The organism is Arthrobacter sp. BL-252-APC-1A (assembly GCF_009696625.1).
Classification (GTDB): domain Bacteria; phylum Actinomycetota; class Actinomycetes; order Actinomycetales; family Micrococcaceae; genus Arthrobacter_B.
Window position 1 is genome coordinate 95,965 of record NZ_VULS01000004.1, and the last position, 23,613, is coordinate 119,577.

Below are 23,613 nucleotides of genomic sequence, written 5' to 3' on the forward strand. Positions count from 1 at the left end.
GCGCGAGGCGGCGTTGGACAGGGTATCTGATGAGTTTGTCTGTTCAGTCACACGTCCGAGCGTAGCGCGTCAGCGGTAGCTGCGCCGCCACGAACCTGGCCCTGGCATGGGCTGCAGGCTCAGCGCACGGCGCCGGGTCCATGCCCTGCGGTTGCGCGCTGGATCCAGCCCGGACGCGGATCCGCTGGCCTGGACAGAGTCCGGGGAACCGGCGCCCAGGCCAATAACGACGGCGGTCAGCGCCGCGAGTTCTTCCTCCGTCGGGTTGCCGGAAAGAACCTGCAGCAGGGGCTCGGGCGGGGCCTGGAAAGCGGGGGTGCCGTCTGGCTCGAAAATGCTCACAGCGGAATGTTCCCGTGCTTCTTGTGCGGCAGAGTGGCACGCTTTTCACGCATGACCCGCAGTCCGCGGATCAGCTGCAGCCGCGTTTCGGACGGCGCGATCACGGCATCCACGTACCCCAGTTCTGCCGACTGGTAGGGATTCAGCAGTTCTTCTTCATACGCGGTGATGTAATCCTGGCGGGCTTCCTCTACGTCGCGCCCGTCGGCTGCGGCAGCTGCAAGCTGGCTCCGGTAGAGGATATTCACCGCCCCCTGCGCCCCCATGACGCCGATCTGTGCGGTTGGCCAGGCAAGGTTCAGGTCCGCGCCCAGCTTCTTGGAACCCATGACGATGTACGCGCCGCCGTAGGCCTTGCGGGTGATGACGGTCAGCTTGGGAACTGTCGCCTCAGCGTAGGCATAGAGCAGCTTGGCTCCGCGGCGGATGATGCCCTGGAACTCCTGGTCCTTGCCGGGCAGGAAACCGGGCACGTCCACGAAGGTCAGGATGGGGATGTTGAACGCGTCGCAGTGCCGGACAAACCGGGCTGCCTTTTCCGAGGCGGCAATGTCCAGGGTGCCGGCAAACTGCAGCGGCTGGTTGGCCACCACGCCTACCGTGTGCCCCTCCAGGCGGCCGTAGCCAATGATGACGTTCGGGGCGTAGAGGGCCTGCATCTCCAGGAAGTGGGCGTCGTCCACCACCTGTTCGATGACGGTGCGCATGTCATACGGCTGGTTCGCCGAGTCGGGGATGAGCGCGTCCAGGGCCAGGTCGCCGTCGTTGGTTTCTTCGTCCTGGTCGAAGGGTGCCAGGGGAGCTTCGGCGAGGTTGTTGCTGGGCAGGAAGTCCAGCAGCTCGCGGACAAAGTCCACGGCGTCCTCTTCATCCGAGGCGAGGTAGGTGGAGGTGCCGGTGGTGGCATTGTGCTGGCGGGCGCCGCCGAGGGTTTCCATGTCCACGTCTTCGCCGGTGACTGTCTTGATGACGTCGGGGCCGGTGATGAACATGTGGGAGGTCTTGTCCACCATCACGACGTAGTCGGTGAGGGCGGGGGAGTACGCGGCGCCGCCGGCGGAGGGACCCATGATCAGGGAGATCTGGGGTACGACGCCGGAAGCGTGGACATTGTTGCGGAAGATATCGGCGAACATTGCCAGGGAAGCAACACCTTCCTGGATGCGGGCGCCGCCGCCGTCCAGGATTCCGACGACGGGGCAGCCGTTGCGGAGCGCAAACTCCTGGACCTTGACGATCTTCTCGCCGTTGACCTGGCTCAGGGAGCCGCCGTAGACGGTGAAGTCCTGGCTGTAGACCGCCACGGGCCGGCCGTCCACTGTGCCGTAGCCGGAGACCAGGCCGTCGCCCAGGGGCTTCTTCTTTTCCATGCCGAACGCTGTGGAACGGTGCACGGCCAGGGCGTCGAATTCAACAAACGAGCCTTCGTCCAGCAGCAGGTCAATGCGCTCTCGGGCCGTGTGCTTCCCGCGGGCGTGCTGCTTCTCAACAGCTGCCTCGCCGGAAGGAACCCGGGCCTGGGCCTGGCGGCGCCGGAAGTCGGCGATCTTCCCGGCGGTCGTCTGCAGATCGATGTCCTGGTCGATGCTCATTTACTCTCCGGTGCTGGGTCTGACGGATGGCAGGTGGATCGCCACCCCAAGGGCCGCACAGCCGGTTCAGTAGGTTTCTTACAAGCGTGCGGGCGATTCACCCAGTCTAGTGAGGACCAACACGCATGCCGGGTGTAGGAAACCTACAATTTGTGTCTGCGTGCCTTGGCCTGCCTGAAGCTGCCGGCGGGTTGACAACCGCAGACTGGCCGGACACTCGCAGGAAACTTGCGGACTACTTGGAGCAGTCCGTCTCCATACCCTGTTTAGGCGCGTGGGGCACACGTAGTCTCGACGAAAGGCGCCCAGTCTCCGGATCCTCTCTGACACACGCAGTACAGACGATTGCGAGGAGCAGGTCATGCACAGAATCCGCCTCTTCCGGTTTCACATTCTCTCCTTTACGGCCATCCTCGCGTTGCTGGTCCTCGGCATAGCCGGGCCGGCCCAGGGGGCGGCCGCACCCGCCCAGGTGGGGCTCCTCCGGGCGGGAAGGTAACCCTCTGCCACGCAACGTCGTCCGCCTCGAATCCTTACGTTTCAATCACTGTGGACCCGGCATCTGTCTATAAGCAGGGACACGATTCCCATGCAGGGGACATCATTCCGCCGTTCGAGGACTATCCGGGCAGTGCCGCGTGGGCTGACCCCTACAACCAGGCGGTCCTGGCCAACGGCTGCAAGGCTCCGCCTCCGTGTCCCACCCCCACCCCGACCCCGACGCCGACGCCCACCCCGACGACGCCCACCCCAACTCCAACGCCAACCCCCACGCCGGAGACCACGACGCCGACGCCGACGCCCACCCCGACGACGCCCACCCCAACTCCAACGCCAACCCCCACGCCGGAGACCACGACGCCGACGCCGGAGACGACAACCCCCACGCCGGAAACGACCTCCCCAACCGCGACTGATACGGGCACCGGTACGCCGACCGGCACGGCAACCCAAAGCGGAACCGGCACAACGACGCCGACCGGAACCGGCGGTGGCGCAACCGGCGGCGGCGCTGCCGCTGATTCGTCCTCCTGCGTCTGTCCCGCTGCTGCGGGCAGCACTTCAGGTCCAGGCGGTGCAGCTGCAGGTGGCGACGGGGCTACGGCCGGGTCGACTGCCGGGAACACCGGGGGGCGCTGTAACAACGGCCCCGGGCGGAACCCTTCGTGGCCCCGGTGGCTGCGTCACCCAGACTGCCCTTGCTGATACGGGGATCGAAGGTTCGTCCTCATCCACCGGGCTGATGGTTGTAGCGCTCGGCGCGCTTATTGCCGGGGCCGCAGCTCTGGCGCTGACGATGCGTCCGAGAGGAAACCACAGCTAGTCCTAACCGGGGCGCACCCGCGGATGTTACTGGCGAGTAACATTTTCTCCGCGGGTGCATTACCCTGTCCGTATGACTTCGAACACAGCATCCTCCTCTCCGCGTTCGCTGGCCGGACGTACCATCCTGATGTCCGGCGGCAGCCGGGGAATCGGCCTGGCCATCGCGCTGCGGGCGGCTGCGGACGGGGCCAACGTCGCGATGCTCGCCAAGACCGGCGAGCCGCACCCCAAGCTGGAAGGCACCGTCTACACCGCGGCCGAACAACTGGAAGCTGCCGGCGGAAAGGCCCTGCCGATCATTGGCGACGTGCGCCGCGACGAAGACGTCGAGAATGCCGTGGCTGCCACAGTGGAGCAGTTCGGTGGAATCGATATTGTGCTGAACAATGCGTCAGCCATCGACCTGCGCAAGACCGACGACGTGACCATGAAGAGTTACGACCTCATGCAGGACATCAACGCACGCGGAACTTTCCTGCTGTCCAAGACTGCGCTGCCGGCCCTGCGCGAATCGGACAACGGGCACATCCTGACTCTGTCGCCACCGCTGAACCTGGACCCGAAATGGGCGGGCAGCTACCTGGCCTACACCATGGCCAAGTATGGAATGTCCCTCACCACCCTCGGCTTGGCAGAAGAACTGAGGAAGGACGGCATTGGCGTGAATTCGCTGTGGCCGTGCACGTCCATCGACACCGCAGCCATACGGAACATGCCCGGCGGCTCCGAACTGGCACGGGTATCCCGCAGTGCAGACATCATGGCCGACGCCGCGCATGCCATTTTGACGCGCTCCGGCCGTGAGGCGACCGGCAACTTCTATACGGATGAAGAGGTGCTGCGCCAGGAAGGCGTCACGGACTTCACGAAGTACAGCCTGGGCGCCCCGGAAGACAAGCTGATGGCGGATTTCTTCCTTTAACCCGGGAGCGCTGCCAGCGGGTCCCAAAGGGAGTGGGGGAGGGGGCGCGTAAGATCGAAAGCATGCACCTGCACTACTCCAGCATGGAGCGTCCGCCCCTGGAGCCGGAGCGTCTCCGTGCAAGCCTCGTAGCACCGGTCGGCCCGCTGGCACGCCTGGACGTTATTGCCGAAACCGGCTCAACCAATACTGATCTGGCAGAGTTCGCACGGCTGGTGCCGTCCGAGTACCCGGACATGTCCGTGCTGACGGCTGAGCTGCAGACCGCAGGGCGCGGCCGTATGGGACGCTCCTGGCAAGCTCCGGAGCGGTCCTCGCTCTTCGTCAGCGTGCTGCTGCGTCCCGTTAATCCCGCCGGGCGGCCACTGCCCACGCAGTCTTACGCATGGTTGTCCCTGCTGGCAGCACTGTCGCTGACCAAGAGCGTGGCAGCGCGGACCGGCGTCGCCCCCCGCCTCAAATGGCCTAATGACGTACTGGTTGACGGACGCAAACTGGCCGGGGTCCTGGCGCAGCTGGTCCCGGATAGCTCAGGCAACCCTCCCGCCGTCGTGGTTGGTGTGGGCCTGAACGTCTCATTGACGGATGAGGATCAGCCCGTTCCCACGGCCACGAGCCTGCTGATGGAGTACGCCTCAACCACGGACCGGAACGTCCTGCTGCAGGATTTCCTGCTCCAGCTGAACCTGGACTACCGCGCCTTCTGCGCCGTTGACGGCGACGCCTCGGCACCCTGGTCCGGGGACGGATCCCTGCGGGACAACATCGCCGAGCGGATGGTGACCCTCGGCCAGAGGGTCCGTGCGCATCTTCCCGGCGGCGGTGAGGTAGTAGGCCGTGCCGTCGAGCTTGCTGCCGACGGCGGACTGGTGATCGTCGACTCGGAGGCCGGAGTCCGGCAGGCCATCACGGCAGCCGACGTCATCCACTTGAGGCCGTCAGAAGCATGAGTGTTCGATTCCCCGGATTCCGGTGCGGATGAGGCTGGAGCCCGGCGAACAGGTGATCGTTTCGGCACGGCCCCACGCAGGGCCGTTGGCTGGACCTGTCCTGCTCGCTGTGGTTGCTTGTGCTGCCGGCGGATTTGTGCTCGGTTATCTGGGCAGGGACAGTGCTCCGTCAGAGCTGCTGGACTGGGCGCCGGTGCTGGGTCCCGCAGTCGTTCTGCTGGTGTTTCTGGTCCTGCTGAGGTTTTCCGTCCCGGCCGTGCTGCGCTGGAACACGACCCGCTACGTTCTCACCAACCGCAGGATGATCCACCGCCGCGGCGTACTGAGACGGCGCGAACACGACCTTCCCCTCGCCTCGGTCTATCAGCTGGAAGCGAGGCAGGGGATACTGCAACGCATGCAGCGTGCCGGGACCCTGCGCGTGGACCTGGGGAGAGGGAGGGTTATCGACTACCCGTCGGTTCCGGAAGTGCACAGGTTCAAGTCGATTGTGTTGGCCACCATAGAAGACCTGCCGATGACCGTTATGTTCGATGGTGTAGATATTGAAGGAAGCGCGGTCTACGAAGACGAATGGAGCACCGATGAGTGAGCAGGGCCAGGACGCACCGGACGGTGCCGCCGAGCCCGAGCCGCTGACACTGTCGATGAATGCGGTGCCGATGCCGGAGAAACCAGTCAATCCGGACGCGTCGGGAACGATCGACCGTGAAGACGTGCGCCGGCTTGAGGCGCAGCTGATTGGCGGGCCCCGCACGCTCAAGCGGCGCGAGGCCGCCGCCGGCGCCGGCGTCTCCCTGCTCTCTGCCCGCAAGCTCTGGCGGGCCATGGGTTTCCCAAACCTTGACGACGACGCCGTGTTCTTCACCGAGGCCGACCGCGACGCGCTGAGCACCGTGATCCAGCTGGTCCGTGACGAGCAGCTGACCGAAGAAGCGGCAATCTCCATCATGAGGTCCATCGGTCAGATGACCGACCGCATGGTGGTGTGGCAGATCGAAGCCCTGGTCGAGGAAATGGTGGTTCAGCGCGGGATTACCGACGCCGAGGCACGCAAGAAGCTTGTGGCCGCGCTTCCGGACCTGATTGAGCCGCTTGAAAAGACGCTGGTCTATGCCTGGAAACGGCAGCTGAACGCCGCGATCCAGCGGCTCGCGCTCCGTGCCGAAGCCGGGCTGGCCAGCCATGAAGGGGAAACGGACGACAACCCGCTGCCGCTGGCCCGCGCCGTCGGCTTTGCTGACCTGGTTTCCTACACCAGCCTCTCGCGCCAGATGAATGAGAAGACCCTGGCGCAGATGGTGCAGCGTTTCGAGCACAAGTGCTCCGAGATCATCTCCGTGGGCGGCGGCCGGCTGGTCAAGACAATCGGTGACGAAGTGCTCTTCAACGCCGAGACCCCTGAAGCCGGAGCTGAAATCTCCCTGGCTCTGGCGAAGGCGTTCACCGAGGATGAGCTGCTGCCGTCGGCACGTGTGGCCATGGTGTGGGGCCGGGTGCTCTCCCGGCTCGGCGATATTTACGGGCCCACCGTAAACCTCGCTTCTCGGCTGACTTCGCTCGCCGAGCCCGGCACAGTGCTGACTGATGCTTCAACCGCCGCAGCGCTGCGCAACAACGACCGCTTCATCCTCATTCCGCACTCTCCGCGCAACGTACGCGGGTTCGGGGAGATTCACCCCGTGACCCTGGCCCGCGGCACCGGTCCGGGACTGGTCCTGGACTAGGGGTTTCCCGGCGGCTCGACCGGGGACGTTTGCCGGGCTGATCCGGTCATTCCTGGTCGTGTGCGGGCTGCTTGGACCGGATGCAGGGCGGCGGCGACGTTCCTCGGCGGCCGTGTGCGTATGACTTCGTCTGGTTCGTTCGTTCGTTCATCCGGGCCCGCTGCCGAGCTGAGCTGGACGCTGGCCTGCCGTTACGGTCCTTGGCGGCGGCGGCGGCGGCGGCGACGTCGGTGTGGGATTGGATCCCCGGGCTCATTTGCTCCACTTTGGGACATGCCTCCGTTTGGGGCAGCTTGGCGCGGGCATTTCCCTGCCTTTTGGGACAATCCTCCCTAACGGGACACCCTCGGACTCCGTTTTCCGCCAGCTTAGGGACTTCCCTGCCGGTTTGGGACTTTCCTGCGCGGCGCCACGGAAGGAAAGTCCCAAAGTGGCAGGCATGTCCCAAGACGGAGGGAAAGCACCGCGGCTGCGCGGCCGCACCCGGCAGGGGTCCTGGGCGAGTGTTGCCGGGTGGATCTTCCTGTGCTCCGGGTCGGAGGCTAGGCGGATCGGCCTCTGTTATCCATTGTCGCGATAACGCCATTTTCGAAGACGCTCGTTCGTCCTGTGGCGCAATAACGTCGCTTTCACAACCTGAAAACGACGTTATTGCAGCAAAGGATTCTGTGACGGGTTCCTAAACGGCCTTATCTCACCACTGGATGAACGCCCCAGCCCGGCAGACCTCCGCAGTCGGCACCTTGCGGACGGAAGAGTCACGGCTCCTTCAGCCGCGTGCCAAGAGCAGCCACAGCCTCGGTGGCCCCGACTGGCCCGGCCCCGACCGGCCACACCCCGACCGGCCCCACCCCGACCGGCCCGGCCCCGACCGGACCGGCCCCCGACACCAGCCGGCCCCGACACCAGCCGCAGCGCCCCGTACACACGGATTCAGCACCATCCGGAATCACAGCCCACCTGGATTAGACAGCAACCTTAACTTTTTGGGCAGGAACCTTAGCTATATGCGACACTAAGTCCGTCTGCCTGCCGTTCTGCCACTGCCGTGCGACTGGACACCGTACATACAGGGCGCTGGAAGCCGGCAAGGTCTTGGGGAACCGCAACAGGGGGAAGCACGTGTCAGCATTGAGGGGGGCTGTGCCCGCGCGTCTGCGTGCGCACCGGAAAGCCATCTCGGCCGGCGCAGCCGTGGCAGCAGCAGGCGCTCTGGTCGCCACTGCGATCCTTTACCCCGGTTTCGCCAGCGCTGACGTGGACCTGAACGACGGCGGTGTCTGGGTCACCAACCAGACCCAGGGCATGGTGGGCCACCTCAACTACCCTTCGAGGATGCTCGACGGCGCCTATGCCTCAAACAGCGACCGCTTCGATGTCACCCAGCACGAAAAAACCGTCTTCCACACCAACTCGGACCAGGCCAAGGTTTCGCCCGTAGACGTGGCCAACGTGGCACGCGGCACCGAAGTGCAGCTCCCGGCGTCGGCCGTCCTTAGCCAGGGCGGCACCGCCGTGGCCATAACCGACCCGGCGACCGGAAGCGTCTGGCTGACCAGTACCGGGTCCCTTCCCTTCTTCAGCGAAACCGAGGCAGAGCCGGTACTGGAGAACTCGCCTGGTGCCGCCGCTGATGTATCGCCCGAAGGGACGGCGGTGATCGCTGACCCGCGCGGCGGCCGGATCCATACCTATGACGTAGCCGCTGACGGCAGCTACGGTGAACCGAAAACCACGGACGTCGAGGAGCTTCAGGGCTTTGGCGACGTTCAGGTGGCCGCGGTGGGGAACAAGCCGGTGGCGTTCGATGCCGAATCGGGAACCCTGCTGCTCCCGGGTGGGCGCAGCGTTGGCTTCGCAGACACCCGCGGCGCGCAGCTTCAGGATTCCGGCCCCGAGGCGGACTTCGTTGTCCTGGCCACGGGAACGTCCCTGATCAAGCAGCCGCTGAACGGGTCCGAAGCCACTGTCACCGAGATTGGCGACGCCGGTACCCCCGCGCCGCCGGTGCTTGTCGACGGCTGTGTGCACGCAGCCTGGACCGGGGCAGGTACTTACCTGCGCGACTGCGCAGATGATACGGACGACGTCCGCGAGGACATTCCGGGCGTGGGTGCTTCCTCCGAGCTGGTCTTCCGAGTCAACCGCTCCGTGGTGGTGCTCAATGACATCAACGGCGGCAACGTGTGGCTGGTGCTGGAGAACATGCAGCTGGTGGACAACTGGGGGGACGTCATCCCGCCCAAGCAGGAATCATCGGACGACGAAGAAGAATCTGCCAGCGAAAACCCGGTCAACACGCTCCCGGACCGCACCGCGGAAAACCGTCCCCCGGTGGCATCCGACGACCGCTTTGGCGTCCGCGCCGGGCGGACCACTATCCTGAACGTCCTCGACAACGACACCGATCCGGACGGCGACCTGCTCACTGTCCGGCCCGCCGGAGAGCAGCCGGCAGCCGGAACAGTCCAGGAAATCTACAACGGCGCCGGTCTGCAGATCGTGGTGCCGCCCGAGGCGGCCGGTACCAGCTCCTTCAGCTACGAGGTGGCGGACGGCCGCGGCGGAACCGCGTCCGCTACCGCTACCGTGCAGGTGCTGGGCGCCGGAGAGAACAGTCCCCCTGAAGCTCGCCGGTCCACCAGGATCCTGGTGGAAGAGGGCAAATCCGTCAGCCAGAACATCCTTAATGACTGGATGGATCCAGACGGCGACGACCTGGTTCTCGTCTCAGCGGAACCGACCGCGGACGGCGACCAGGTCCGCACCCGCTCCGACGGACTCCTGACCTTCCGCGACATCGGCAAGACCCAGGGAGTCAAGGACGTTGCAGTCACTGTGTCCGACGGATCTGAAACCGCCGCCGGTACCGTGACGTTCGATGTCCGTCCCGCAGGGGTGCTGCCGCCGGTAACTAATTTCGACCACTTCACCGCCACCGTCGGGGAACCCGTGACGCTCTACCCGCTGCAAAATGACCTGGATCCGGCCGGCGGACAGCTCAGCCTGGCCAGGGTGAATGCCGAAGAAGAAGACGGTTCGGCGCTGGTCCCCAACTATGAGACCGGTGCCGTCTCGTTCACGCCTGCGGCGGCAGGCACCCACTACCTTGAATATCTGGTCACCAACGGGCCGCAGAGCGCCGGCGGCCTCATCCGCGTTGATGCCGCGGAGTCCGGCCGGCAGGGCGCCCCGGTGGCAGTCCGCGACGTAGCACTGCTGCCCCGCGGTGGAAGTGTGCTGGTGGATGTACTGGGCAATGACACCGACCCGACCGGCGGTGTGCTGGTGGTCCAGTCGGTCAACGCCGGAGCCAGTTCACCGCTGGACGTGGAGGTGCTGGACCACAACATCCTGCAGATCCACGACGTGCGCGGACTTCAGCAGCAGGGCACCATCCGCTACACCGTCTCCAACGGCACAGCCAGTGCCAGCGGCGAGGTCAGCGTGCTGCCCGTTGAACCGCCGGAGACGCTGCTGCCTCCCTCCGCCTCGGCGGACACCGCCACCGTCCGGGTGGGAGATGTTGTGGACATTGCCGTCCTGGACAACGATTCTTCGCCGACGGGCGACGAACTGACCCTGAACCCGGTGCTGGCCCAGGGCATCGATCCACTGGACGGACAGCTGTTCGTCTCAGAAAACACGCTCCGTTTCGTCGCGGGGGACACTGCCAAGACGGTGTACGCGATCTACGAGGTCCAGGATTCCACCGGGCAGAGCGACTCCGCGCAGGTGCGCATCAACATCCGTCCCCGCGATGACGAGAAGAACACCCCGCCGGTGCCTCGGAACCTGGAAGGCCGGGCGATCGGGGGAACCACCGTGCGCATCCCCGTTCCCCTGAACGGCCTCGACGCCGACGGCGACTCGGTGTTCCTGGACGGTATTGCGGCCGCTCCGGCCCAGGGGGCAGCTGTTCCCGGGCCGGATTACATCGACTACACAGCCTCTGCCTCCGGTGCCGGGACCGACTCCTTCACCTACACGGTGCGCGACCGGCTGGGACTGGTGAATTCGGGAACAGTCCGGGTGGGCATCGCTCCCGCTGCGGAGGCCAACCAGAAGCCCGTGGCCGTGAATGACGCCGTTACCGTGCGTCCCGGACGCGAAGTCGCCGTTCCGGTCCTGGAAAACGACTCGGACCCCGACGGCGACCCGATCTCCCTGGTCCCCGACGGCGTCACTACCCAGGCTGCCGGCATGGAGGTCCGGGCCGACGGTCCGCGGGTTCGCTTCACCGTGCCCGAAGAAGCAGGCACCTACAACGTGCGCTACGCAGTGAGGGACAACCGCGGCGGAACCGCCAACGGCAACGTCGCCGCTGTTTCGGACCCGAACGCTGAACTGCTGGCCCCCATTGCCCGCGATGACCGGGTGGAAGTCTCAGAGATCCGTGGACGCACTGCGGTGGATGCCGCCGTCCTGGACAATGACGAGGATCCCGACGGCGTAGCCGAAGACCTGGAGGTTTCCGTGGACCCGTCCCGGACCACGGCTTCCGTGGTGGGGGACAGCGTGCGGGTGGAGCTGCTCGAGGAAGCCCAGGCCATTCCCTACACCGTGCAGGACATGGACGGCGGCACGGCCACCGCAGTGCTCTGGGTGCCGGGCCTGAGCGCCCAGTACCCCACGCTGCGCAGCAGCGCCGTCCAGGAAGTGCAGGCGGGGGACACCCTGAACCTTGAACTGCGGGATCTGGTAGACGTGCGCGAGGGCAGGACACCGCGCATCACCGAAACCGCGAAGGTCAGCGCCATCGGCTCCTCCAACCGGGACACCTGGGTCACTGACGAAGACACACTCGCGTACACCGCCGACGAAGACTACGTCGGCATGGGGTCCATCACCTTCGAAGTCACGGATGGTACCGGACCGGATGATCCCGAAGGGCTCAAAACCACCCTCACCGTGCTGGTCAACGTGACCCCGCTGCCGGAGCAGAACCTGCCCCCGGCCATGAGCCCCGGTTCGCTGGAAGCCGCCAAGGGTGAGGACGCGCTCACGCTGGACCTGGCACCGCTGGCGTCCGATCCCAACCCGGAGGACGCCGGCAGGCTTTCATTCGCCCTGGCGGGCCCGGTTCCGGAGGGTTTTGAAGCCCGGCTTTCCGGCACTGTTCTCCAGGTCGCCGCCGCGGACGACGCCGCAGTCGGCACCCTGGGCCAGCTGGCCGTCACCGTTACGGACGGGCGCAGCGACCCGGTGCCCGGGCGTGTGGACCTCACTGTCCTCGCCTCCACCCGACCACTCCCGGTGGCTTCCGACGATTCAGTGGACGACGCTGTCCAGGGCCGTCCGGTAACAGTGGATGTGCTGGCCAACGACGACAATCCCTTCCCTGATACTCCGCTGCAGATCGTGGAAGCGACCGCTGACGGCAATGGAACCGCAGAAGTGCAGGGGGACTCGATCGTGGTGACCCCCGACGCCGAGTTCGTGGGCAGCATGAGCGTGCAGTACCGGGTGGAGGACAAGACCGGCCAGGCCGACCGGCAGGCGTCGGCCCAGATCCGGCTTTCCGTCCAGGGCCGCCCGGATCCGCCGTCGACTCCCGTTGTTGAAAGCACCCGGAGCCGCACGGTGGTCCTCGCCTGGGACCCGCCTGCCGCCAACGGCTCGCCCATCACCGGCTACACCGTTACCGGCAGCAGCGGCTTCACCCAGGAATGCCGGGCGACCACCTGCACACTTACCGGGCTGACAAACAACGTCGAATACACGTTCGCCGTCACCGCCACGAACGCCAACGGTACCTCCGACCCGTCCCCGCAGTCCGCTGCCGCCCGCCCGGACACGCAGCCTGCCCAGCCGGCCCCGCCGGTCCTGGCGTTTGGGGACAAACAGCTGGACATCTCCTGGACGGCACCGGCGAACGACGGGTCGCCCATTGAGAGCTACGACCTGCAGATTTCTCCGGCACCGCCCGGAGGCACCGCACAGAAAACCGTCCCTGCATCCATGACGCGCACCACCTGGACCGGGCTGTCCAACGGCACCAGCTACCGGGTTCGCGTGCAGGCACGGAACGCCGCACCGGAACCGTCCGGCTTCAGTGACTATTCCTCCCCGGAAGTACCCGCCGGAGCTCCCGCAGCTCCCGGTGCACCGACGACGGCCAGGGCCAACCCGGTAGGCGTGCAGAGCCAGCTCACTGTGGACTGGCCCGACGCCGCTGCCAACGGTGCCGACGTCACCGCCTACCAGCTCCGCGAGTTCCGTGGCTCAACGCTGGTCCGTACACATGAGGCCGGCGCCACCTCGAACATGACCATTCGCGTGGACAACTCGGAGCAGGACTACTCCTACTCGGCCCGCGCCAGGAACAAGGCGGGCTGGAGCGAGTGGGGGCCCGCCTCTGCACCCCGCCGTGCAGTAGGCATACCGGACGCACCGGCAGCTCCGGCACTGGCTGCGTCGCGCACCGGAGCCGAGGGACGAGCGCTCACCATTACCTTTACACCGCTCTCTGCCAGCGCACGCAACGGTGCGCGCGCCGAGGAAATCAGCTACCGCGCCAGCTTCAGCGACGGCCGGTCAATGATGGTTAGCAACGGACAGGAGATCACCGGTTTCGGCAACGGGGCCAGCGTCACCGCACAGCTCACAGCAGTGGTGAACTCCGACGGCTCCTCCTATGACAGCCCTGCTTCAGCGGCCTCGGGCGCGGTAAAGGTGTTCGGCAGCCCCGGAACGCCGTCGGCGTCGGGGTCTAACGGGGGACAGGGCAGCCGGACCGCCACACTGTCCTGGGGCCCGCCCGACCAGAACGCGCACGATGTTGCGCAGGTCCAGATCTCGGTCAACGGCGGCGGCTGGGAGAACGTGGGAGTTTCCGGCAGCCGCAGCGTCGGTGACGGCTACAACCAGGACCACGGCATCCGCGTGCGGGTCCTGAATTCCCAGGGAACCCCCGGACCCGAAGTGTCCGCGTCCGCCCGGACGGGCAGCCAACCGCCGCCGGCCACCTGGACCCTGACGGTGGGCAACCAGCTCTCCACGGGAGACCGGCGGACCTGCATGGACCCTGTGGGCTCCACCAACTACACGGGCGACCGCCGTTGCCTCGGAAACCACTGGGCCTACCACGGCGACCGCATCGACACCCGCTGCTACATCGTGCGCGGCGGCGGAGCCATCTGGTACCGCCAGCACTCCGGCCGCCCGGAAAACGACGGCCTGCACATCAAGGGCACGCACACCAGCTTCGGCAACAACCCGCCCGGCGGGATGGGCCGATGCTGAACCGGCTTCCACCACCTCGTCCGCACCACCTAGGGGAAACACCACCATGTCCATGACCGAAGAACAGGCCGCCTGGTTCGCCGAGACCTTCGCCCAGCTGGTCACCAACGTCGGCAAGGCGGTCCTGGGTAAGCCCCAGGCCGTTCGGCTGATCCTCACGTCCATGCTCGCCGAGGGCCACGTGCTGCTCGAAGACGCTCCCGGCACCGGCAAGACCATGCTGGCCCGCGCCCTGGCCGCCACCGTGCAGGGAACCACGTCCCGCATTCAGTTCACCCCGGACCTGCTGCCCTCCGACGTCACCGGCATCACCATCTACGACCAGAAAACCCAGGCGTTCGAATTCCACCGCGGCCCGATCTTCGCGAACGTGGTCCTGGCGGACGAAATCAACCGTGCCTCGCCCAAGACCCAGTCCGCACTGCTGGAAGTCATGGAAGAATCCCGCGTCACCGTGGACGGCACCACCTACACGCAGGAACGCCCGTTTATGGTCATCGCCACCCAGAACCCAATCGAGCAGGCCGGCACCTACCGGCTGCCCGAAGCGCAGCTGGACCGGTTCCTGATCAAGACGTCCATGGGCTACCCGGACCACGCCGCAACAGTGGAGCTGCTGGCAGGCTCCGCCACCCGGGACCGGACCACGGCGCTTGCCGCTGTCATCACGTCCGCGGCGGTGCGGGACATGGCCGACCTCGCCGCGACCGTGCACACCGACACCTCCGTGCTCGAATACATTGCACACCTGACCGCAGCCACCCGTGACGCACCCGAGACGAGGCTTGGCGTCAGCGTCCGCGGCGCGCTGGCCATGGTCCGGGCCGCGAAAGTCTGGGCCGCCTCGGAAGGCCGGAACTACGTCCTGCCCGACGACGTGCTGACGCTCGCCCCCAGCGTGTTTACCCACCGCCTGGTTATGGACCCGGAAGCTGAGTTTGCCGGAGCGACTGCCTCGGCCGTGCTGGAACAGGTCCTGGCTTCCACCGCCGCGCCGCAGCAGCGTGTGAACGCCTAGGCCCGGCACCGTGCCGCAAATCTCCGCGCTCCCTGCTGCCCTCCGGCGTGCCCTGCCGGCAGCATCCCGCAGCGTCACATCGCTGGGCTGGATCACGGCTGCCCTGGCGGCTGCGTTCTGGCTGGCCGGGGGCGTGCTGGGCTGGCGCGAGGCGCTGATCGCGGCACTGGCCCTGACCCTGGTGCTGGCATCCGCCGTCGCGTTTGTCACGGGGCGGCAGGCCTATGCCGTCCACCTGGACCTTGCGCGCACCCGGGTGGCGGTGGGGGATGACGCCGTCGGGTCCCTGACCGTCCGCAACCCCGGCGCGCGGCTGCTGCTGCCGGCCCTGCTGGAACTGCCCGTGGGGTCCTCCACCGCTGTCTTCGAACTGCCGCGTATGGCGCCGGGAGCCGAACACGAGGAACTCTTCCGGATCCCGACGCAGAAACGTGCCGTGATTGTGGTTGGTCCCGTCGAATCAGTGCGGCGGGATCCGTTTTGGCTCCTGGGCCGCCGGCTGCGCTGGACGGATCCCGTGGACCTTTTTGTGCATCCGCGGACGGTAAACCTGCAGGGTTCCGCCACCGGGTTCATCAAGGACCTTGAAGGGCTGCCCACCCGGGACCTGAGCACCGCTGACGTTTCCTTCCACGCGCTGCGCGAGTATGTTCCGGGCGATGACCGCCGGCACATCCACTGGAAAACCACGGCCCGCACCGGCACCCTCATGGTGCGCCAGTTCGAGGAAACCCGCCGATCCCACCTGGCCGTGGCGCTCTCCACCCGACTGGCCGACTACGGCAGCGCCGCAGACCTTGAACTGGCAATATCCGCCGCCGGCTCCCTGGGGCTGCAGGCTCTGCGCGAGCAGCGGGACCTGAGCATGCTCACCCAGGACGGAATCCTGCGAAGCGGAAGCGGGAGCATGCTGCTGGACGGTCTCACCCGGCTCGAAGGAACCGACCGCCGTGAGGGTACCCGTGAACTGGCTGCAATCACCACAGATGCCGTGCCGAACGCTTCAGTTGTCATCCTTGTCACCGGCACAACCCCCACCGCAGCGGAACTGCGCTCGGCGGCCGCCGCCATTCCGCCCGGCATCCGCTGCCTGGCCGTCCGCTGCGCCGAGGGAGAACCACCCGGGCGCCGGGACATCGCAGACCTGACCGTTTTGACGTGCGGCAGCCTTGATGACCTGCCGGCGCTGATCCGGAAGGGAACGGCATGAGCACAGAAACAAGGGCAAGTGTCCGCTCCCGGGAACGGAACCGCGAACGCACGCAGAAACCTGTCGGCGGGGACAGGTCCGCCCAGCTGCGCCGGGCACTGGAAGCGGGGGCCCTGGCGGTCCTGCTGGGCGCCGGTGTGCTTGGATTCGGTCCAAGCTTCGGCGGCGATCCGCGTTACCTGGCGGCCGGACTCGGCGGAGTGGTGCTGGGACTGCTCACGGCTGCTGCAGCGCTCGCCCGGAGGTGGGGGCCCTGGACCGTCACCGGAGCAGCAGCAGGTGGTTACCTGCTGCTCGGCTCGGCACTGGCTGCGCCGGTAGAGTCCGCGGCAGGCGTTTTGCCTACCCTCGCATCCCTGCGGGTGCTGGTGCTGGGCGCTGTGTTTGCCTGGAAAGACCTGCTCACCGTTGCCGCACCCGTTGGCACCGCCGGGGGCATGCTGGTAGTCCCCTTCCTGCTTGGCCTGCTTGCGGCGCTTGCAGCAGGCTTGCTGTGCTGGCGGGCCAGGGGCGCCTACTGGCCCGCGCTGCCCGTACTGGGGCTGTTTGCCGCGGGCATCGCCTTCGGCACCAAGGACGTCCCTCTGCCTGGCCTGCGTGCGCTGCTGCTTGCAGCCGGGCTGTTGGTATTCCTGTCCTACCGCCGCCGCTCGGTGCAGGAGACCTCCGCGGCTCCGCAGGCAGCACTTGGATCAGCGCCGGCCCGGGCTGCCCGCCTGCGCCGCCGGATCTACGGTGCCGCTGTGCTCGCCGGTGCAGCAGCGCTGTCCCTGGCCGCAGCCCCGCTGCTGGGCGTCGACGCCGAGCGCAAAGTGCTTCGCGACGTCGTCGAGCCGCCTGTGGACCTCTTCAACTTTCCCAGCCCGCTAACCGACTTCCGCCGCTACGTTAAGGACAACGCGGAGACCGCACTGTTCACCGTGGAGGGCCTGCCGGAGGGCCAGCGGATTCGGCTTGCTGCGATGGATGCCTATGACGGCGTGGTCTACAACGTGAGCGGCCAGGCTGCCGGCGGCTTTGCCCGGGTAGGTGACGCGGGCACGCTGGGTGCGGGTTCGGACACCGGAACGGAAGCCAGCCTGCGGTTCACCATCCAGGATTACACCGGTGCCTGGCTGCCTGCCGGAGGGAAGATCCGCGCCCTGGACCCGGCAGGCGACAGGGCACGGGACATTGCCGGCGGACTGTATTACGACGCCGGATCCGCCACACTGCTCTCCACCGCCGGCGTGCGCTCCGGAGACACGTATGACGCAGACGTGGTCTTCCCGGACCAGTACGACGACGCGCAGCTGGCACAGTACGGCTTCGCCCAGTCCGCCATGCCGCGGCTGCAGCAGGAACCCCCGATCATCGGGGCGAAGGCCGCGGAGTTCGCGGGGGAGGAAACCACCCCCATCCAGAGGGTTCGCCAGCTGCAGCAGATCCTCGCGACGGAAGGCTATTTCAGCAACGGCAAGGACGGCCAGACGCCGTCGCTGCCCGGGCACGGCGCCGCCCGGATGGTCAGTCTCCTTGATGCCGAGCAGATGGTTGGCGACGACGAACAGTACGCCGTGGCCATGGCCCTGATGGCCCGCAAGCTGGGGATCCCGGCCAGGGTGGTAATGGGCTTCTACCCGGACTGGGACGAGCTCGACGGGGCGCCCGCGAAGATCGAAATTACCGGCGACGATGTGCATGCCTGGGTGGAAGTCCAGTTTGAACGGGTGGGCTGGGTACCGTTTTTCCCCACCCCGGATGAGGACAATGAGCCTGTGCCCCCGCAGCAGCAGCCCAAGTCAACGCCCAAGCCGCAGGTGCTGCAGCCGCCGCCTCCGCCGCAGGAACCGGCGGAACTGCCCCCGGACACCGCAGCAGATCCGCAGGACGCGGAACAGAAGGACGAAGACCTGTGGGAGACAGTCTCCGGGTTCCTTCGGATTGCGGCAATCGTGGCCCTGCCGCTGCTGGTCCTGTTCGGACCGCTCCTGGCGATCCTGCTTTTCAAGCGCAGGCTCAGCCGCAAACGGCGGACTTCCGGAGGAACTGCGCAGCGGGTTGCCGGAGGCTGGCGCGAGGTGCTTGGGGCGGCAGCCGATCTGGGCGTGGCGGTCACGGGCCGAAGGACCCGGCGGGAAGAAGCCGCAGCCCTGGGCCGTGCCTTTCCCACACGCGCTGGTGCCACCACATCCCTGGCACGCCGCGCCGATGCAGGCATTTTCGGTCCGGGAAATCCCAGCGAGGAAGAAGTGCAGGACTACTGGCGGGAGGTCGAGGCCGTGAGGGAGTCCCTGACAGGCACCGCAGGCTTCTGGCAGCGCCAGCGCGCCCGCTATTCACTGCGCTCGGTCAGGCTTGAATCACGGCTTCAGCAGCCTCGGCGGACCGGACGACGGCGGGTGGCGGAATTCGCGGCGAACGCACGCGGCTCAGCCGGCCGTATGACCCGCCGCCGCGGCGATGCCCAGGGGCCTTCCAGTCCGTTAGGGTAATGGAGAGAACAGGTAAGACAGATCACTACAGTGAGCAGCTTCCGGATAGGGCGTGAATGAACTCCGACGAAAAGACATCTGAGCCCCTGGAACTCGAAGCGGTCTTTGGGTATGCCTCAGACCGCGGCCTGCGGCGGGAACTGAATGAAGACTCGCTGATTGCGGCTGACCCGGTGTTCGCCGTGGCAGACGGCATGGGTGGACATGAAGCCGGTGAGATAGCCAGCAGCATCTGCGTGCGGACGCTTGCCGATTCGCGGCTGGTGGGCGAACACCTGCCTGAGGTCCCTGCTGCCGAGATTGAGGAACTGCTGGCCAAAGCCGACCGCCAGATCCGTGAAGCCACCGGCGGACGGGCCGGAACCACCCTGACCGGCGCCATCCTGGTTCAGGAAGAGTCCCGTCCGTATTGGCTGGTCTTCAACGTAGGGGATTCACGGACCTACCGCGTTTCCCGCGGAGCCATGGAACAGATCACGGTCGACCACAGCGAGGTCCAGGAGCTCGTGGATCTTGGCCAGATCACCCCGGAGGAAGCGCTGGTGCATCCCCGCCGTCACGTGGTCACGCGGGCACTGGGCACCGGCAATGACACCAACGCCGATTTCTGGCTGATTCCAGTGGAGCCGGGAGACCGGCTCATGGTCTGCTCCGACGGACTTACCGGAGAAGTGAGCGACGGCCACATTTTCCAGATCCTCTCCTCCGTGTCCAACCCGCAGGACGCCTGTGCCGCCCTGGTACAGGCCGCTTTGCGCGCCGGCGGCCGGGACAACGTCACCGTGCTGGTGATCGACGCTGAAACCGGCTCAGGGAACCCGGATTCCGGTGCCATCACGCTCCCCGGCCCGGCAGTGGACAACGCCCGTGCGCCGGAGAACTCCGATTCAGGAAATGCCGCCGGCTCCGAGGCGGCGGGACCGGCAGAAAACGGGCAGTGATGGACGGACTGCGGTATCGGCAGGCCGCTGAGCCGGCGTGGCTGGTCCTGACCCGCGGCAGCCGGACGGCGATGCTGCCCGCGGAAAGCAGCCAGGAACGTGTGGATGAAGTCTGGGCTGCCCTTCAGGACGGGTCTTCCCTGGACGAAGTGTTCGAGGCAGTCACCGGAGGACTGTCCGGTTCGCTGAGCAGGCTTCCCTCCTTCGGGCTGCTCTCGGTGGATGGCCAGGTGCACGTCCTGCTGCGCGGCCCGCTCGATCTGCTGGTGGACGGCGCCGCAGTCACGACCGGGAAGAATCTGCGGACCTGGAGCGAGCAGGTGCTTCCGGCATCGGGCCGTCTCACGGTGCAGGCGTCAGGCGAGCCTGCAGGCGCAGCCGGACCAGTGCTTGTTCTCCGTGAGGGGATGGCCCCGGCCAACAGCGTAGAGCTTGAGCTTGGGGCACTGCCTGCAGCGGCGGCTCCCCCGCGGGCAGGGCAGGCGGCACCCGTATCGAAGCCGGCCGCGCCAGCACCGGCGGCCCCAGCACCGGCAGCTGCCGAACCGGCCGCGCCGGCACCGGCGGCTCCCGCACCGACGGTCGCCGCACCCGCGCCGTCGTCCGGTCCGGACCTCAGCGATGCTGTCCCGTGGCTCAAACTGACGCCGCCGCCGTTGTCAGCAGACGCTGGTGCTGACGCAGGTGCCGCGGACCCTGCCACCGAAGTGACCGGTGACTTTCCGGCGCTGGAAGACGGGGAACCAACCGAAACACTCCCGCCGGTGCCCGAAGACCACGACGGGGACACTGTGATGGGCTTCAGCCCCCAGCCAGGCACGGCACTGCCCGGCACACCCGCCTCAGCCGCTTCCGGCACCGGAGACCTGGACGACGACGGCGAGACGATCCGTTCAGCTCCGGGGGCGCCACAGGGCCCGGGCGCTGCGCCTGGGAACAGGCAGTCCACGGACACCGGCCCCACGGTCCTGGCGCGTACCTGCCCGCAGGGCCACGTGAACCCGCCTACCGCGGCGGCCTGCCGGACCTGCGGATCGGAGATCTCCGGCGATCCGCGCCCGGTGCAGCGGCCCTGCCTGGGAATCCTGCGCCTGTCCACCGGGCAGACCTATGAGCTGGACCGGAACATCATTATCGGACGCCAGCCTTCGGCGTCGCGGGTAGCCGGAGCCGCCCTGCCAAGGATGGTTCAGGTACCCAGCGACAGCGGGGACATCTCACGGTCCCATGCCGAAGTCAGGCTGGAGGGGTGGCACGTGATGCTCAAGGACCTGTTTTCAACGAACGGAACAGTGCTCATCCGTGAAGGAGCGCTGCCGCGCCGCCTGGCCCAGGGAGAAGCAGCCATCCTTTTGGACGGGGACATCGCTGAGCTTGGCGACGGCGTCACGCTCCGGTTCGAAGGGCTCGCATGACCAAGCGGCCACCCGCGCCGCCGCCCGAGATTCCAGGATTCCGTTTCCTGCAGCACCTGGGATCGGGCGGCTTCGCCGATGTCTACCTCTATGAGCAGGACCGCCCCCGCCGCAGGGTGGCGGTGAAAGTGCTGCTGTCCGACCTGCGCGGCGACGCCTCGCGCTCCGGGTTCGAGGCGGAGGCGAACCTCATGGCGCAGCTTTCCTCCCACCCGTACATCGTCACGATCTACGAGGCGGACACCACGGCCGAGGGCCGTTCCTACCTGGCCATGGAATACTGCTCAAGGCCCAGCCTGGACGCACGGTACCGGCAGGGCGGACTGCCGCTGGCCGAGGTGCTCGCCGTCGGGATCCAGGTAGCTTCCGCAGTGGAGACAGCACACCGTGCCGGGATCGCACACCGGGACATCAAACCGGCGAACATCCTGACCACAGACTACAACCGCCCAGCCCTGACGGACTTCGGCATCTCCGGGACCATGGAAGCCGACGACGAAGGCGACGTCGGTATGTCCATCCCCTGGTCTCCGCCGGAAGCACTGACGGGGTCCCGGGTGGACGGAGTCCGCGCCGATGTCTATTCCCTCGGCGCTACGATCTACACGCTGCTCGCCGGGCGGTCCCCGTTTATGCGTCCCGGCCGGGGCAATACGCAGCGGGATCTGATGGACCGCATCATTTCCGAGCAGCTCACGCCGACCGGACGCAGCGACGTTCCCGAATCAATGGAACTGGCACTGGCCACGGCGATGGCCAAGAGTCCTGAATCGCGGTACTCCTCGGCCTACGCGTTCGCCCTGGCACTGCAGCGGATCCAAGCTGAACTCAACCTGGCCGTGACCGAATTTGCCGTGCTCGAAGATGCAGGGCGCCAGCAGGCAGAGCCGGAAGACGACGACCGCACCCGTGTCCGGCGAATCGTCTCCATCGACCCGTCCGCAACGACTTTCCCCCCGACCCTCCGCGGCTCCGGCCCACGCAGGAACAACGGGGGAGGGCTGCTGGAGGAAGAGGCAGAGGGAACCATACTGCGGGCACCTGCAGGGGTTCCCGGACAGACCCTCAACCCGGCAGCCCCGGCAGCCCCGGCGGCCGCGGCTGTCGACCAGAAGCCCCGTCCGGCTGGAGCGGGAAATGGCACACCGGCCGCACTGGCAGCTCCGGGGAACGCAGCGGATAACCGGAAAACGGGTTCCCGCCGCACCAGGGTCCTCGCCGCGCTCGGAGGAGCAGCCGTCGTGGCAGCCGCAGCGGTCGCGCTGCTGCTGCCGCCGGAGTCCGCGCCGCGGGAGGAGCCCCCGCCGCCGGCCCAGCCGCCGTCGAACGCCCTGGGTGGACTGGACGGTGCAGTGGCGCCGCCGTCGGGCCTCTCCGGAACGGAAGACTCGGGCACAGCTGTGTTCACCTGGACCAACCCCGAACCGCAGGAGGGGGACATCTACCTCTGGCGCAGCGTCACCGCCACCGCCAAGGGTGATCTGGTGCGCACTTCACAGCCCGAAGCCGTCCTCCCGGCCACCGGGACCGAGACCTGCATTGAAGTCCAGGTGGCACGCGCGAACGGACGTGCATCAGAGCCGGCTGCCGTGTGCACAGACTAGGGCGGTGGCCAGCGGCGGGCACCGCTATGGGACATAATGAGCCTCTGGGACGCACCAGCACTGTGCTGCCCGGAAAAGGCCTCCGTTGCGCGCCGCGCTCCGGGGCCGCTACGAAGGAGAGGGATCTTGGGGGATCTGGCGATCGACTTTAGCGGGGAATGGTACGAACCCGAGGACGGGTCCGTATTCCGGATTGGACGGGAAGGGGATCTCGCCATTGACGACAACCCTTACCTGCACAGGCAGTTCCTGACCATTTCCCAGGAACACTCGATTTGGTGGCTGACCAATATCGGAAGCCGTATTTCGGCCACCATCTCCGATTCCAGCGGCGGCATGCAGGCCTGGGTTGCGCCCGGTGCCCGCATCCCCCTGGTTTTCGAACAGACCCGGGTCATCTTCACCGCCGGCCCCACCACCTACGAATTCGATGTCCACCTCAAGACGCCCGCGTTCAGGCCGGACCCGCTTAACGGATCCGGCTCCGGCGAAACCACCATCGGGCCTGTGGTGTTCACCGAGTCTCAGCGGGCGGTGATCGTAGCGCTGGCGGAACCCCTCCTGAGGCGCGACGGCACCGGCTACAGTTCCCTCCCTACCTCCGCCGATGCTGCTGCCCGGCTGGGCTGGTCCCAGACCAGGTTCAACCGGAAGCTGGACAACGTGTGCGACAAGCTTGACCGCGTGGGAGTGGGCGGGCTGCGCGGCGGGCCCGGAAAACTGGCGGTGAACCGGCGTGCCCGGCTGGTGGAACATGCCGTGACATCCCAGCTGGTGACCGCAGCTGACCTGGTTCTGCTGGACCAGGTGGCCGAAGAGCCGGACGCATAGCCGGGCATCCGTATGC

The 23,613-nt window shown here is 66.9% G+C and carries 15 protein-coding genes; 12 read left to right on the forward strand and 3 right to left on the reverse strand.

Annotated features, from left to right (window positions below; translation table 11 throughout):
* Window positions 1–69: 69 nt before the first annotated feature.
* The 3 genes from FYJ28_RS07845 to FYJ28_RS17110 form a co-directional block, all read right to left on the reverse strand.
* Window positions 70–342 carry an acyl-CoA carboxylase subunit epsilon gene (locus tag FYJ28_RS07845; RefSeq protein ID WP_235472033.1) on the reverse strand — a complete coding sequence of 91 codons (273 nt, stop codon included), beginning with the start codon at window positions 340–342 and terminating at the stop codon, window positions 70–72.
* A complete protein-coding gene (locus tag FYJ28_RS07850; protein WP_154578916.1) occupies window positions 339–1,934 on the reverse strand; it encodes an acyl-CoA carboxylase subunit beta in 1,596 nt (531 codons plus the stop codon). Before FYJ28_RS07850 ends, FYJ28_RS07845 begins: the two co-directional genes overlap by 4 nt.
* Window positions 1,935–2,584: 650 nt before the next feature.
* A complete protein-coding gene (locus FYJ28_RS17110) occupies window positions 2,585–2,995 on the reverse strand; it encodes a hypothetical protein (RefSeq protein WP_195840629.1) in 411 nt (136 codons plus the stop codon).
* Between the two features lie 335 nt (window positions 2,996–3,330).
* Here FYJ28_RS17110 and FYJ28_RS07860 point away from each other — a divergent pair, with 335 nt between their 5' ends.
* The 12 genes from FYJ28_RS07860 (at window position 3,331) to FYJ28_RS07915 (ending at window position 23,597) form a co-directional block, all read left to right on the forward strand.
* On the forward strand, window positions 3,331–4,182 hold the full coding sequence (locus FYJ28_RS07860; protein ID WP_154578917.1) for an SDR family oxidoreductase: 852 nt from the start codon (window positions 3,331–3,333) through the stop codon (window positions 4,180–4,182).
* Between the two features lie 62 nt (window positions 4,183–4,244).
* A complete protein-coding gene (locus FYJ28_RS07865) occupies window positions 4,245–5,132 on the forward strand; it encodes a biotin--[acetyl-CoA-carboxylase] ligase (protein WP_154578918.1) in 888 nt (295 codons plus the stop codon).
* Window positions 5,133–5,160: 28 nt separating this feature from the next.
* Window positions 5,161–5,724: a PH domain-containing protein gene (locus FYJ28_RS07870; RefSeq protein WP_055240338.1), complete on the forward strand. Its 564-nt coding sequence runs from the start codon at window positions 5,161–5,163 to the stop codon at window positions 5,722–5,724.
* A 70-nt stretch (window positions 5,725–5,794) separates the two neighbouring features.
* Complete coding sequence (locus tag FYJ28_RS07875) at window positions 5,795–6,859, forward strand: adenylate/guanylate cyclase domain-containing protein (protein WP_229780353.1); 1,065 nt, start codon at window positions 5,795–5,797, stop codon at window positions 6,857–6,859.
* A 1,143-nt stretch (window positions 6,860–8,002) separates the two neighbouring features.
* Complete coding sequence (locus tag FYJ28_RS07880) at window positions 8,003–14,104, forward strand: Ig-like domain-containing protein (protein ID WP_154578919.1); 6,102 nt, start codon at window positions 8,003–8,005, stop codon at window positions 14,102–14,104.
* A 46-nt stretch (window positions 14,105–14,150) separates the two neighbouring features.
* Window positions 14,151–15,122, forward strand: a complete 972-nt coding sequence (locus FYJ28_RS07885; RefSeq protein ID WP_055240340.1) for an AAA family ATPase — start codon at window positions 14,151–14,153, stop codon at window positions 15,120–15,122.
* Window positions 15,123–15,141: 19 nt separating this feature from the next.
* Window positions 15,142–16,332, forward strand: a complete 1,191-nt coding sequence (locus FYJ28_RS07890; protein WP_235472099.1) for a DUF58 domain-containing protein — start codon at window positions 15,142–15,144, stop codon at window positions 16,330–16,332.
* Window positions 16,329–18,806 carry a transglutaminase-like domain-containing protein gene (locus tag FYJ28_RS07895; RefSeq protein WP_154578920.1) on the forward strand — a complete coding sequence of 826 codons (2,478 nt, stop codon included), beginning with the start codon at window positions 16,329–16,331 and terminating at the stop codon, window positions 18,804–18,806. The genes FYJ28_RS07890 and FYJ28_RS07895 overlap by 4 nt, the downstream gene beginning before the upstream one ends.
* A gap of 56 nt (window positions 18,807–18,862) precedes the next feature.
* On the forward strand, window positions 18,863–19,747 hold the full coding sequence (locus FYJ28_RS07900) for a PP2C family protein-serine/threonine phosphatase (protein ID WP_082413427.1): 885 nt from the start codon (window positions 18,863–18,865) through the stop codon (window positions 19,745–19,747).
* The gene (locus FYJ28_RS07905; protein WP_229780355.1) at window positions 19,747–21,162 is read left to right on the forward strand and encodes an FHA domain-containing protein; all 1,416 of its coding nucleotides are present in this window, start codon (window positions 19,747–19,749) and stop codon (window positions 21,160–21,162) included. The genes FYJ28_RS07900 and FYJ28_RS07905 overlap by 1 nt, the downstream gene beginning before the upstream one ends.
* Entirely contained in the window at window positions 21,159–22,766 is a 1,608-nt protein-coding gene (locus FYJ28_RS07910) for a serine/threonine-protein kinase (protein ID WP_154578922.1), read from the forward strand. Before FYJ28_RS07905 ends, FYJ28_RS07910 begins: the two co-directional genes overlap by 4 nt.
* 126 nt (window positions 22,767–22,892) lie before the next feature.
* Window positions 22,893–23,597 (forward strand): hypothetical protein, encoded by a 705-nt coding sequence (locus FYJ28_RS07915; RefSeq protein WP_154578923.1) that lies wholly within the window; start codon window positions 22,893–22,895, stop codon window positions 23,595–23,597.
* The last annotated feature ends 16 nt before the right edge of the window (window positions 23,598–23,613 follow it).